The sequence below is a fragment of the Ruegeria sp. F5 genome (assembly GCF_056533845.1).
In genome coordinates, this window is sequence record NZ_JBQFOU010000029.1 from 15,265 (window position 1) to 28,155 (window position 12,891).

A 12,891-nucleotide genomic window follows, 5' to 3' on the forward strand; every position below is an offset into this window, starting at 1 on the left:
AACAATTCCTACCTCGCCCAAAATAGCATTCAGGTCAAGAAAATTATCTGAAAAAGGGCCTAAGTTCCGAAAATGCACCACGTCTTGCTAATTTTGGTATGATCATATAGGTGTGAATCGCCACCGTCCTGACTGCCTTCGATAAAGCAGAGCTTCCGTTGGGATGGGGCTGCATGTCGTGCCTGTATCGTTGAGCAGGCGCTGTTCTTCGGAAGGACCAATATGGCCGTCGAATACGATTACATTGTTGCCGGAGGAGGGGCCGCCGGATGCGTGGCCGCCGCACGACTGGCCAAGGACGGAAAGCACCGCGTTCTTCTGCTTGAGGCGGGGTATTCCAACAAACACCCGCTTTTGGACATGCCGCCGGGCATCTTCAAAATGATAAACGGCACAAAATTCATGCGCTATCACAAGACGGTCGAACAAGAGCATCTGGGCGGGCGTGTTCACGACATCCCGCAGGGGCATGTGCTTGGGGGCGGCTCGTCTGTGAATGCACAGGTCTACATGCGCGGACGCCCGTCGGACTACGACGCGTGGCACGACAACCTGCGCGGAAGCAATGACGGTATCGACTGGAACTGGGATGCCGTACTCCCGCATTTTCGCGGCATGGAAGACAACAACCGGCTGTTCAACGACCTTCACGGGGCAGGTGGGCCGTTGCTGGTGTCTGATCCGGGCCATATCGATGATTTGTCGCGACTGTTTGTTCAGGCCGTTCAGGGTTTGGGCGAACCCTTCTCGCCTGATTTCAATGGTGAAAGACAGCGCGGTGTCGGCTTTTACCAATTCATGAACCGTAAGGGTAAAAGGTCATCGTCAGCTTATGCGTTTATTGAGCCGCTAAAAAACGACCCGAACCTGACGATACGCCTGCAGGCCGAGGTTCTGAACGTAATAATTGAGAATGGCAAAGCCGTCGGGGTCCGATTTGTCGACCGTTCGGGAACTGTTCATACCGAAAGATGCAACGGGGAAGTGATCGTCTCAGCCGGCTCTCTGGTGACGCCAAAAATCCTGATGCACTCGGGCATTGGCCCGGCTAATCATCTTCGCGAATTCGACATCTCATGTGTTGCGGACCTGGCCGGGGTCGGGGAAAATCTGGTGGACCATCCCGAAGTTCCGATTACCGCGCGCATCAAGGGCAAGGGTGGCTACTACCGGCAAGGTGAAGGCTTGCGCATGATCAAGAACGGCCTTCAGTTCAAGCTCTTCGGCAGCGGACCGATCACCAGCGCCGGAGTTGAGGCAGGTGCATTCGTCAATCCCCGGGACGCGGATGGTGAGCCGACGATTCAGGCCTTTTGCGTTCCGATCGTCTATGTCGATCGTGATACCCGGCACTTGGTTGAAGACGGATACGGGCTGACCGTTACAACAGTCGTAGTCAAACCCAAATCGCGCGGTACTGTCAAATTGTCCTCGTCCGATCCCAAGGCTATGCCGCGTTTATCGCCGAACCTTTTGAAAGAACCAGAGGATATGGACAGGATGGTAGAGGGCCAGCGGTTTTTTCTTGAGGCGTTCAACACAGCCCCTCTTGCCGACCGGATCGACAAAGTCATGTTGCCGCAACCCGATGCGCGGTCGGATCAGGATCTGCGCGCCTATTGCCGCCGCTTCGTAAAAACCAACTACCATCCGGCAGGCACCGCGAAAATGGGAGCTGACAACGACCCGATGGCCGTTCTGGACCCGCGTATGCGCGTGAGAGGTGTTGATAACCTCCGCGTCTGCGATTTGTCTGCGATGCCAGACATTAATGCAGGAAACACGCAGGCGCCCGCCATGATGATGGGGGATCGTTGCGCGGACCTGATACTCGGGCGTTTATAGAACTTAGGCCGCACGGGGCACTGGTCCGTGTGGACCCAATAACCGAAAGGATATCTTTGTGCAGAACCAAGCTGAAAAAGGGCGAGCTGCGGACATGGTTGTCGCAATCCTTGCTCAGAGAATCCAGACCGGTGAACTGGGTGACGGCCAACCCCTTCCACCTGAGCGCGACATGATGGAAGAGTTCGGTATCAGCCGCACGGTTGTTCGCGAGGCGGTGGTCGCATTGTCGAACAAAGGGCTGGTTGAAGCGCGCCCGAGACACCGACCGTTGGTGAGAAAGCCGGGATATGACAGCGCCTTCAGCGCCATCGAAAGCATCGTAACCCATCTGCTTCACCAGCCAGGAGGCGTTCGTAACCTGTTCGATACCCGCATACTGCTTGAGGCCGCGCTGGTCAGGGACGCCGCCAAAACAGCGGACAAGCACGACATCGCCGCTTTGAAACAGGCCCTTGAGGCCAACGAAGCCGCGATAGAAAACAGCGAGATGTTTTATGAAACCGATATCGGGTTTCACCGGATATTGTATGAAATTCCTCAGAATCCGGTCCTGCCTGCGGTCAACCGGGCCTATACGACATGGCTGGCACCGCACTGGATGCAGATGCCGCGATTGCCGGATCGAAACCAAAAGAACTTTGAGGCTCACAAAGAGATTTTTGATGCGGTTCTCATGCGCGATCCGGACGCGGCCGAAGATGCTCTCAAGCGTCACCTCGAGAGTGCCTGGAATCAAGTGCGGCAGACATTCGGAGAGCTTTGAGTGACAGGAAGTAAACGCCCGATCTGCAAGGTCTGCTGCATCGGCGAAGTGATGATAGAGCTTGTATCCGGTGATGGCGTAAACGCAAAACTGGGCGTCGCCGGGGATACGTTCAATACCGCCGTTTACCTGAGCCGATTGTTTGCCGACGCAGACGTGTCCATTTCTTACTGCTCTGCCTTGGGGTCGGATCCTTACTCGCAGATCATTTTAAAGTCGATTGCGGCCTACGATATCGACACTTCATATATTGAAATTCGCGACGATAAATGCCCAGGCCTTTACGCCATAGATACGGATGAAAACGGAGAGCGCAGCTTTACTTACTGGCGCTCAAACTCCGCTGCTCGCACACTTTTCCAGTCCCCGTGCTCCGTTTCAATGCAATCACTAGCAGGGTTCGATCTGTTGTATCTGTCCGGTATATCCCTTGCGATTCTTCCGCCCAATGTACGTAGTAACCTGATCCGCTTTCTGCGTGAATTCAGAAATGATGGTGGGTCTGTTGCCTACGATAGTAACTACCGGCCACGACTGTGGGAGAGCACAACAGCGGCGAGGGATTTCAATCTTGAGATGTGGCAGCTGTCCGATATCGCACTTCCTTCACTAGACGATGAGATTGAACTTTTCGGGGAACAGAACGAAAAAGATGTGCTGCGTCGCTTAGGCAGGCTTGGTGTAGAATTCGGCGCGCTGAAACGTGGCGCTCTTGGTCCGGTTGATCTCATTACTTCGCAGAAGGTCGAAGGTTTGCATGCCGTCGCAGAAGTCGTGGACAGCACCGCCGCAGGGGACAGTTTCAATGCTGGTTTTCTTGCAGCGCATGTCAGGAGTAAGAGCGTTCGGGAGTGTCTGGAAGCAGGCCATAACTTGGCAACAGAAGTGATCAAATGGAAAGGGGCAATCATACCAATACAGAAGAAGGATCACTTCTGCATGTAAGCGAAATTATGTTCAATCACGACCAAGTTTGACATCTGACTCCTTCGCAAATCTGGTTGCGGCTAAACTGAACACGAGCCATCAAACCTAATTTCTGCGCTCGATACTTGCATTCACAATCGGAAGAAGCAGAACCACCTGAGCAGGGGGAAATTTCGAACAACTTGTTTCCTGTTTTGCACGAACCATGTCAGCCATGAACGGTCGGTGGGACGCTTTCTATACCGTGAAGCATCGGCTACGAGACTGGCATATCGGCTCACCCAGCGGTTCAGCGTCGCGTGATCCAGATCAAAGCCACGTTCCGCCATGATTTATTCCAAATACCGGTATGAAACACCGTATCGGAGATAGAAGAAAACAGCGTACAAAATCACCTCTTTCGGAAAATGCGCACCCTTGAAAGAGATCGTCACGATTTGCTCCTGTCTTATCCGAGCACGCGCTATCAAAAGTACGCTCGACCTCACAGTTGGAGAAAAAGTTTGCGACAGAACCATCAGGACTTCTTATTTGTGGTTTACAAAACCCATCACAACTAAAGTTTGGTTTTGCTTGCTCTTGTCCTTCTTCGACACGCGGTATGTGCCCCGCTCTGTGATCAGTTCCCGCAAGTTGTAGCTGTCGGGGTGGTTCACAGGGTCGGAAGCTGAAGGGCTGCTACCTTCGCGACAACTTATGACTTCAAGCCAAGCGTCGCGAAAAAATAGGTCAGCGCTATCGTTTCGATACGAAAATGACCAAAAGCATGAAATGCCCTTGGTGCCGGCCAAGCCCACAAAGGTTTCACAGACTGCGTTTTCGGGTGCGACAGCAGACGTTTCGTAGTTTTCCAGCATAGTAATCCGATCACATTCGTCGGCCAATCCGGGTGTTGAATACAACGCCAGTAAAGCGACCATGGTGACTTGAAAGAGCGGCAATCTGAAAATGCCCGTTTTGGACAGTATCTCAAAACCAAATGACGAATGCTTTCTTGAGGCCCGGCAACGATCCGACATGATGACCTCGAATGTCGTCACCTTTTTTGCGGCTACTCTGCAGCGTCCGGAACGGTCGCTTCTGCGTATATCCCTTTCACACGTTCCTTTGTCGGATCAAAGTGCGGGAATGGAACGATCGTGGCTTTCAACCGCTTTTGCTGCCCGTCCAGTTGCCCAATCTCAATGTCTGCCCCAATGGTGGCATGTGTAACCGAAATCCGACCCAACGCGATGACTTTGCCAAGGACGGGTGATTTCATTGCGCTGGTTATCTCTCCAACCTGCGCTTTTCCAACGCGCACGCAATCGCCGGGCGAAGGGACAGTGCCGCCTTCGATCTCGAAACCGACCAGTTTGCGGTGCGGGTGCGCCTTGCGTTCCTCGATCGCGGCCCGTCCGATGAAATCGTCGGTTTTTGATTTCAGCGGTACTGTAAAGCCGATGCCTGCTTCAAACGGGTCCGTCTGATCGTCAAATTCCGACCCGGCAAAAATCAAACCGCCTTCGATCCGCAACATGTCGAGTGCCGCAAGCCCGAGCGGCGCGATACCATATTCCTGACCAGCTTCCCAAACGCGATCAAAGATCTCGACCGCATCTTTGGGGTGGCAGAAGATTTCGTATCCAAGTTCACCGGAATAACCGGTCCGGGAAATAACCACTGACGTCCCCTGCACATCGCCCACACGTGCGACGGTAAGCCGGAACCATGGCAGTTCTTCGATCGTTGGTTGCTGAGGTGGCGTCCAGAAGATCTTGGAAAGAATGTCGCGGCCGTGACGCCCCTGCACCGCGATGTTGTGCAACTGGTCCGTCGAGTTACGCACCCAGACATTCATATTGCGTTTGAGCGCCTGTTCCTGCAGCCACAATCCGCTGGTGTCACTCCCGCCAATCCAGCGAAAGTTTGTTTCACCCAAACGATAGACGGTGCCATCGTCAATCATCCCGCCGTGTTCATAGCACATGGCCGTATAGACGACCTGACCAACACTCAGCTTTTTCATGTTGCGAGTCATACAAAGTTGCATCAGCTCTTCTGCGTCAGGCCCGACAACCTCGTATTTCCGCAGGGGGCTAAGGTCCATGACCGCGACCTTGTCCCGACAGGCCCAGTATTCAGCAATGGAACCATGATTGGTCATCGTGTTGGGCAGCCAATAGCCGTTGTATTCTATGAAATCACGGGTGTGCCGTGCAAAGCAGTCGTGAAATGCTGTTTTCTTGGTTTCTTCCACATCCGCCTCCGCAGATTTTCTGTAGCCATAGGATCGCTTGAAATTCTCGGTCGCCTTGTAGGTTCGCACCTGAATATCTGTTGGATTCCAACCATTTGCCGGATCAATGTCGCAGGGGCAGCCGGTGCTGACGCAGACCAGATCCGTCAGCGCGCGCAGCAGCACGAAATCACCGGGCCGCGACCACGGGTCATCCATGCCTATTGCGTTGGTCTGGTCCAGCATTGTGTTGAAGAAGAAGTTGATCGCCGGCCAGCCTCCGCGCGGCTTGATACCATACTGATTCAGATCCTTGTTGATATTGTCCGAACAATTCACGTGACCGGGATAGCCAAGGTCTTCGTAATACCGCGCGGTACAGGCAAGGCCGAAGGTGTCGTGCCGTCCGCAAGTGTCCTGTACGATTTCGACCAAAGGCTCTTGATCTACCGACCAGTATTTCGAGAAGATCCCTGGTTGAGGATACAAACTGCCCATCAGGCTGCGGGTTGTCGTCGGGTCAATTTCGCGCTCGATCCCTTGATCCAAGGCGCGGCGGCTAAAGGCCTGAAAGTCCGAGCACTCGCGGCCCCGGATATCGACGATCTGGATGAACTCCCCGGCCTTGACCTCATAGGATTTGGCATTGCCCGGTTGGATGTTGATGTCCTTGATAGGATCGGCTAGCGGTTCGGGCGGACCAACTTCGGGTTTCTCGAGGCCGGGCGCGGCCCTCTGGATGTACAGAATGATGTCGGTCGGAGGGTTGTTGTTCTCGGGCCGCATCGCTTCGCCCGGTGCGGCGACAATCAGCAGGCCGTCATTTTCTGCTACGAAATGCACCATATCGCCCGGGCGCGACCCGTCCGAAAAAGCCCGGACTGCATCCCCGCGTCCGATATCGAAGCCTGCGACCTCTAGTGCGCGCAGCACTTTCTGTCCCGAGGCCGAGCCATTTGTCAGCGTTGCAATCAACCCTTCGGGCTGCCCATGCCCCTGCGTGCCCAGCATGGCTGCGTCGGAACTTCGGTCAGGAGCAAAAAAGACCATTTCGGCCGGTTGCATCCCATCGCGATCCAGCAAAGTGATCTTGTCGCCTTTGGACACCGGAACCGCACGTGATCCAGCGGCGGGGACGGGATGGCGTTCTGTTCCATGAGGCAGGATAGGAAGGCCGGGGGCCAGAACCCCGCTTCGTTCGTATGGTACCTCAAAAACCGGCTTCACATTCATAATGCACCTTCCTGAATGGATTCGGTCGTACCGCGGTGCGTGACCACTAAAAGGCATCCCGATTTGGTGTGTGAAAAATGGCTGGAACCTGCGGCAAGACTTACGAAGTCACCGCTGCGATAGCTGAATCCATCGTGATCGGTCAGGTCACCCTCAAGGACAAAGAACTCTTCTGGGCCATGATGGACATGCGGGTTCGAGCGCGTGCCTGGCCCCATTTTCATCAGATAGCTGCCTTGCCCGGTATCCTGGTCAAAGCTGACATTCTTCCACCAAACTTGTTCGTCGGGCAGGTCTGTCATCTGCATCCTGACAAAGCCGTTGTCGTCGAAACGGGCAACACTGCGTCTGTTTTTTAGCTGTGCCATCTCAGTCGAGCCCCAGTCGCTTTTTACGTTTTTCCGCCCAGCTGCTGATGGCCATGTCAAAGGTCAGCGCCATCAGCGACACGTTCAGGCCAAGGACAAAGTTTTTGCCCAACTCGGTACCTGCCAGCGTGCGTTGCAATTCCTGTCCCAGGTCCTGTGTGCCGATGAAGGCCGCGATGATGACCATGAAAAAGGCAAACATGATCGCCTGATTAAATCCGACGGCCATTGTTGGCAGCGCCAGCGGAAATTGAACCGACATCAGCTTTTGGCGCCGCGTGGACCCGGACATGTCCGCCGCTTCTGTCATTTCCGGGGGCACGCTGCTGAGGCCAATAATGGTGTACCGGATCAATGGCACAGCGGCGAAGATCAGGATCGAGAACACGACGGCCACATCATTGACGCCGAACAGCATGATTGCTGGGATCAGATAGATGAAACTGGGGAAAGTCTGCGCGGTGTCGCAGGCTAGAAGGATGCTCTTGGACCAGCGGGTGGATCGGGCCGCGACAACTCCCAGGGGGATACCGATCAGTGTCGCCAGCGCGACCGCCGAAATCACCGTGTAGAGCGTGATAACGGAGCGATCCCACCAGCCCGAGAAAGCCACGATCGTAAAGAAGACTGCAGCATAGATGCCGGGGCGGCGTCCGCCGACCCAATAGGCAAAGGCAACGACCAGCAGGATGAAGGCGGGGGTAGGGATCGCCAGCAACGTGTCTCGGAACGGGATCAGAACCTTGACGTTCAGGAACCAGCGCAACCATTCGGTCGTTCCCTTGATGGCATCAATCGCCAGAATCGACTTGATTACCACGTCAATTTCCTTGCCTTGGCTCAGGTGCTGCTTGCGGCCAACTTCGGCAAGGATCGGGAAGACCTGCGAGAGCAGGATAAACCCGACAAACAGACCCAGCGCGACCAGCGAGATCTGGTGCCGCTTCCACCATGGGGTGCCGCGTTCGAAATGAACGGGCTGTTTGACGACCCAAGCCTTTGACATCCGATCGAGCATGACCGCCAGAAGAACGATGGTCACACCAATCTCAAAAGAACGCCCGAGTTTGAAACTGCCCATCATCGCTAACAGCTTGGCGCCAAGGCCGGGCATGCCGATGAATGCGGTCAGCACCACCATGGCCAGACACAACATGATCACTTGGTTAACTCCAACCAAAATCTCGGTGCGCGCGGCGGGAACATAGACATGTCGCAGCATCTGCCAGCGGGTGCAGCCAGACATCTGACCCGCTTCGATCACTTCGGGACTGACCTTTTTAAGGCCCAGTGTTGTCATCAGGATCATCGGCGGGATGGCGAAGGTAATCGTTGCCACGGCACCGGCTGTTGGTCCGACTTTAAAGAAGATCACCGCAGGCAGCAGGTAAGTAAAGAAGGGCAGGGTCTGCAACACCGACAAGATAGGCTTCAGCATCCGCTCGAACCAGCCATATTTCCACGCGGCGATACCCAGAACCAGACCCAGCAGGAACGCCAAGGGTGCCGCGACGACAATCACGGACATGGTTTGCATGGCGATTTTCCACTGCCCGATTGCCGCCGTCCAGATGAATGTGCCCGCTCCAAGGGCTGCCAACTTCCATCCCCCTACGGCATAGCCGACAACACCGGCAACTGCGGCAATCGCAGACCATGGGATCGGTCCCAGATTAGGCCAGCGACGCTTGCCTTCCAAAAGGTTGGCCGACGTGTCCAACAAAAACTCCAGCGGGCCTTCGGCGATGAAGCGAGTCACATAGATCAGGCCAAGGTCGTTCTGGATGAAGTTGAAGATCGCATCCAGAAGCTGTGCTGTGGGTGGGATGGCCGCTTCGGGAATGCGGTTCAGCCATTCGGGCAAAACACCGACGACCTTGACAAGGATCAGTGCAAAGGCCACGGTCAGCAATGCCGTAAGCACGCGGGTACGCCCCCATGGCTTGTGCGAGGCCTCGTGCAGATCAGTGGATAGCGTCGCCATCATTCGGCTCCGAGCAAGACATTCAAAGCGGCGTCGCGTTCCAGAACACCGGTGACAATGCCCTTGTCATCCGCAACCGGCAGAAGGATGCGGTTGTCATTAACGAGAACCCGCGCCAATTCGTGGATGGTCGAGCCGCCATTGACGGGCGCTCCTTCAAGAGCATGTCCATTGATCGGTTTCGCCAGCCCTTTTGCGTGTACGACACGGGCTTTGTCGATGTCTTCGGTAAATTTTGCCACGTATTCGGTGGCCGGGTTCATGACGATCTGATCAGGTGTATCGCATTGTTCAACCGCACCGTTGCGCATGATTGCGATGCGATCTGCGAGGCGTAGCGCTTCGTCGAAATCGTGAGTGATAAAGACGATGGTCTTGCCCAGCATCTCTTGCAGCCGCAGGAATTCATCCTGCATTTCGCGGCGGATCAATGGATCAAGGGCCGAGAACGGCTCGTCCAGAAACCAAATATCCGGTTCAATCGCCAGGGACCGGGCGATGCCGACCCGCTGCTGTTGCCCACCGCTAAGCTCGCGTGGGAAGTATTCTTCGCGGCCCTCAAGGCCGACCAATTTGACAACTTCCAAAGCGCGCTCGCGCCGGTCATGGCGATCCTGACCGCGCATTTCCAGCGGGAAGGCAACGTTATCCAAGACCGTACGGTGCGGCAACAGGCCGAAGGACTGGAATACCATGCCCATCTTATTGCGTCGCAATTCGATCAGGTCTCGCTCGCTCAGGCCCATGATATCCTGACCATCAACCTTGATAGAACCGCCGGTGATGTCGTGCAGGCGCGAAAAGCACCGCACCAGGGTTGATTTGCCTGATCCGGACAGTCCCATGATGACCAGCATTTCGCCCCGGCCAACCTCAATCGAGACGTTCTTGACCCCGGCGATATAGCCGTCCGCACGAATCTCGTCGAAGCTACGGCCAGCCGGCATAGACTTCAGATAGCTCTCGGGCGAAGGTCCAAACAATTTCCAGACGTTTTGGGCTGAGATTACAGGCGCTGAGGCGGACATGGCTGCCTTTCTTTCTTGTTAAGCACGGCCTTGCTTAAATGAGATCAGGAAGGCCGCGCCAGTTTCGTTGTGTACGACCGGATTATCCGCTGCAGGCGCTGATCCAGGGATCAACAACAGCGCGGTTCGCATCCAGCCATTCGGCTGCTGCTTCTTCCGGTTCCAGCTCGTCCGTATCGACCAGCTTGGCCATCTCTGCGATTTGCGGATTGGTGAAGGAAATTTCAGTCAACACACAGTAAGCAGCAGGCCATTTGTCTTTCATACCGTCCCAAGCGGCCTTTTTCAGGTAACCGGTAGCCGGATTGCCGCAATCATACAGCGCATCCGGGTTCGGACCTTTGGACGGGTCTTTGTCGCATCCATCTTCCCAGGCCGGAAACTCGACAAACTCACCGGGCCAGACAGCTTCGGCAAAGTTGGGTGTCCAGTTGAAGACCAGAACCGGCTTCTTGTCCGCCTCTGCGGCACCAATCTCGGCCCATAGGGCTGCAGCCGAACCTGCGTTGATCACGGTGAAATTCAGATCGAGCGCTTCAGCACGCTCTTTACCATGTTTCAACCAGTCTACCGGACCGTCCAGATATCGGCCTTTGTCGCCGGTTTCGGCTGTCGCAAACAAATGCGCACAATCGTTCAAAGCTTCCCAATCCGGCAGGCCGGGGCAGGACTCTTTGGTCCACATCGGATACCACCAGTCCTCGCGGGTGACAGCATCGTGGTCGCCTGCATCATGCAGACCGCCCTTTTCCAGAGCTGCGCGGAAGGATGCGCCAAACGCGCCTTCCCAGACTTCCATCTCAAGCGTGACGTCGCCCAGACGCACCGACTCGTAGACCGCCTGACTGTCAGTCGTGACGTATTCGACACTATCGCCGATCTCTTCGAACAACTGACCGACCACGTAAGACATCACGATCTGGCTGGACCAGTTGTGAATTGGGATTACGATCGGATCGCTGCTGTCTTCTGCGATCGCACCGGTGCCCGCTACCGCTGCCAAGGTTGCAGCAGAAAGTAGGTTTGAAAGTTTCATGTTTGCTCCCTGAGTGACGTTCGATTTTGGATTGAGGGCTCTTCCGGCCCCGAATTTGGTCATTCTGCCTAAGTTTGCGCGAGACGCAGAACAGAAATTTGAGAGGCGTTGCCCATAAAATCTTGAGGCTAAATCGGTTTTTTACTATCTTAACAGTCAGTTGCCTGATCGGTTTCCAGTCGACGCAGGCAAATGTTCTTTGATTGCAATCCGCTTCAGATCGGGAATCCGCCGTCAGATGCCAAAGAAAGCACCAGTTACCGGGAAGGTCCTCCCGCCGCTCGACTACCTTTTGGCTTTTGAAGCGGCCGCCAAGGCCCAGAGCTTTGCGCAGGCCAGCAAGGTGCTCAACATTTCGGAAACTGCCATCAGTCGCAAAGTGCGTCTGTTGGAGCAACATTATGACGTACCCTTGTTTGTCAGAGGTCATCGGTCGGTCTCGCTGACACAGCAAGGGGCCATATTGCTGGCGACCGTTGAAAAGTCGCTGGATCTGATACGAGACGTCAGCCGTGATATGTTGGCCAAACATCAGGCCAATACGGTTTCGATCTCTGCGACCAACTCCGTTGCCTCGCTCTGGTTGATGCCGCAGCTACGCAAGTTCAACAAATCCAATGGACGCATCCGTATTTCGCTGGTGTCTTCGGACAGCGACGCAGAGTGCCTGTCTGATTCAATGGATCTGACGATATTGCGCGGTGAAGGGGATTGGCCCGGATATGAGGCGCAGCTTTTGTTCGGGGAAACCGTTTTCCCGGTGTGTAGCCCTGACTATCTCAAAAGTAATCCGAAGGCGGCAGCACTATCCGCGCTGCCGGAGTTGGATCTGATTGAAGTGACCAGTAGCCATGCGGAATGGATGACATGGGATACCTGGCTTAGCGGCAATGGAATCTCCACTTCTTTGATGGAACGCGCTGTGGCTTTCAACACCTACCCTCTCTCGATACAAGCAGCGGTCGATGGATTAGGGGTTGCTTTGGGTTGGGCCCATCTTGTTGACCCGCTGCTCGAAAGTGGTGCGTTGGTCAGGCCAATCCACGACGTATCGGTGCGAACGCAGTCGGGATACTATCTTCTGAAGAGCCCATCGCAAAAAGCATTTCCGGAACGACGCATTGTCGAGGATTGGTTGTTGGGGCTCAGCGCAGGTCGCAAGCGTTACGCGTGATCCGAAGGTGCAATCGCGCGATAAATGATCGTTCTGTCAAAGTCTCTGTAATTCAGAGGTTGACCAAAGGGAATATTTATTTACCGTAAAGAAAGAATCCGATTCCGGCCAGGCCGTACATGCGGACCTGTTTGAATTCGTTCGGCCTACTTTTGCAGGGAGTCCAAAACCCAATGAGCTACAAATCCGACATTGAGATTGCCCGCGAGGCGAACAAGAATCCGATCCAGGAAATCGGTGCCAAGCTGGGCATCTCCAGCGACGATCTGCTGCCTTACGGCCACGACAAGGCGAAGGTCAGCCAGGACTTCA

The 12,891-nt window shown here is 55.0% G+C and carries 11 protein-coding genes and 1 pseudogene; 5 read left to right on the forward strand and 7 right to left on the reverse strand.

Features of this window, described 5'->3' with window-relative positions; all coding sequences use genetic code 11:
* Positions 1-222: 222 nt before the first annotated feature.
* From ACR0K1_RS23860 to ACR0K1_RS23870, 3 genes are all read left to right on the forward strand, one after another.
* A complete protein-coding gene (locus tag ACR0K1_RS23860) occupies positions 223-1,845 on the forward strand; it encodes a GMC family oxidoreductase (protein WP_480852110.1) in 1,623 nt (540 codons plus the stop codon).
* A 94-nt stretch (positions 1,846-1,939) separates the two neighbouring features.
* Positions 1,940-2,611 carry an FCD domain-containing protein gene (locus ACR0K1_RS23865; protein ID WP_480852111.1) on the forward strand — a complete coding sequence of 224 codons (672 nt, stop codon included), beginning with the start codon at positions 1,940-1,942 and terminating at the stop codon, positions 2,609-2,611.
* Positions 2,612-3,556 (forward strand): sugar kinase, encoded by a 945-nt coding sequence (locus tag ACR0K1_RS23870; RefSeq protein ID WP_480852112.1) that lies wholly within the window; start codon positions 2,612-2,614, stop codon positions 3,554-3,556.
* Positions 3,557-3,750: 194 nt separating this feature from the next.
* Here the strand turns inward: ACR0K1_RS23870 and ACR0K1_RS23875 are convergent.
* From ACR0K1_RS23875 to ACR0K1_RS23905, 7 genes and pseudogenes are all read right to left on the reverse strand, one after another.
* Positions 3,751-3,972, reverse strand: a pseudogene (locus ACR0K1_RS23875) (IS6 family transposase); the annotation flags it as partial.
* A 93-nt stretch (positions 3,973-4,065) separates the two neighbouring features.
* Positions 4,066-4,557, reverse strand: coding sequence for a hypothetical protein (locus tag ACR0K1_RS23880; protein WP_480852113.1), 492 nt, complete (start codon positions 4,555-4,557; stop codon positions 4,066-4,068).
* Positions 4,558-4,589: 32 nt separating this feature from the next.
* Positions 4,590-6,989, reverse strand: coding sequence for a trimethylamine N-oxide demethylase (locus tag ACR0K1_RS23885; RefSeq protein ID WP_480616004.1), 2,400 nt, complete (start codon positions 6,987-6,989; stop codon positions 4,590-4,592).
* A complete protein-coding gene (locus ACR0K1_RS23890) occupies positions 6,986-7,357 on the reverse strand; it encodes a cupin domain-containing protein (protein WP_480852114.1) in 372 nt (123 codons plus the stop codon). The genes ACR0K1_RS23885 and ACR0K1_RS23890 overlap by 4 nt, the downstream gene beginning before the upstream one ends.
* Before the next feature lies 1 nt (position 7,358).
* Complete coding sequence (locus ACR0K1_RS23895) at positions 7,359-9,341, reverse strand: ABC transporter permease (protein ID WP_480616000.1); 1,983 nt, start codon at positions 9,339-9,341, stop codon at positions 7,359-7,361.
* Positions 9,341-10,369, reverse strand: coding sequence for a glycine betaine/L-proline ABC transporter ATP-binding protein (locus ACR0K1_RS23900; RefSeq protein ID WP_170694194.1), 1,029 nt, complete (start codon positions 10,367-10,369; stop codon positions 9,341-9,343). Before ACR0K1_RS23900 ends, ACR0K1_RS23895 begins: the two co-directional genes overlap by 1 nt.
* Positions 10,370-10,451: 82 nt before the next feature.
* Positions 10,452-11,405, reverse strand: a complete 954-nt coding sequence (locus tag ACR0K1_RS23905) for an ABC transporter substrate-binding protein (RefSeq protein ID WP_480852115.1) — start codon at positions 11,403-11,405, stop codon at positions 10,452-10,454.
* A 238-nt stretch (positions 11,406-11,643) separates the two neighbouring features.
* Between ACR0K1_RS23905 and ACR0K1_RS23910 the strand changes: the two genes are divergently transcribed.
* The gene (locus ACR0K1_RS23910; protein WP_170694192.1) at positions 11,644-12,579 is read left to right on the forward strand and encodes a LysR substrate-binding domain-containing protein; all 936 of its coding nucleotides are present in this window, start codon (positions 11,644-11,646) and stop codon (positions 12,577-12,579) included.
* A 173-nt stretch (positions 12,580-12,752) separates the two neighbouring features.
* On the forward strand, positions 12,753-12,891 hold a 139-nt coding region (locus ACR0K1_RS23915; protein WP_480852118.1), incomplete at its 3' end, for a formate--tetrahydrofolate ligase.

Excerpts from the sequence above, each read along its gene's own strand:
- ACR0K1_RS23860 (WP_480852110.1), top strand. The coding sequence starts at position 223 with ATGGCCGTCGAATACGATTACATTGTTGCCGGAGGAGGGGCCGCCGGA.
- ACR0K1_RS23865 (WP_480852111.1), top strand. The coding sequence starts at position 1,940 with ATGGTTGTCGCAATCCTTGCTCAGAGAATCCAGACCGGTGAACTGGGT.
- ACR0K1_RS23880 (WP_480852113.1), bottom strand. The coding sequence starts at position 4,557 with ATGTCGGATCGTTGCCGGGCCTCAAGAAAGCATTCGTCATTTGGTTTT.
- ACR0K1_RS23885 (WP_480616004.1), bottom strand. The coding sequence starts at position 6,989 with ATGAATGTGAAGCCGGTTTTTGAGGTACCATACGAACGAAGCGGGGTT.
- ACR0K1_RS23890 (WP_480852114.1), bottom strand. The coding sequence starts at position 7,357 with ATGGCACAGCTAAAAAACAGACGCAGTGTTGCCCGTTTCGACGACAAC.
- ACR0K1_RS23895 (WP_480616000.1), bottom strand. The coding sequence starts at position 9,341 with ATGGCGACGCTATCCACTGATCTGCACGAGGCCTCGCACAAGCCATGG.
- ACR0K1_RS23900 (WP_170694194.1), bottom strand. The coding sequence starts at position 10,369 with ATGTCCGCCTCAGCGCCTGTAATCTCAGCCCAAAACGTCTGGAAATTG.
- ACR0K1_RS23905 (WP_480852115.1), bottom strand. The coding sequence starts at position 11,405 with ATGAAACTTTCAAACCTACTTTCTGCTGCAACCTTGGCAGCGGTAGCG.
- ACR0K1_RS23910 (WP_170694192.1), top strand. The coding sequence starts at position 11,644 with ATGCCAAAGAAAGCACCAGTTACCGGGAAGGTCCTCCCGCCGCTCGAC.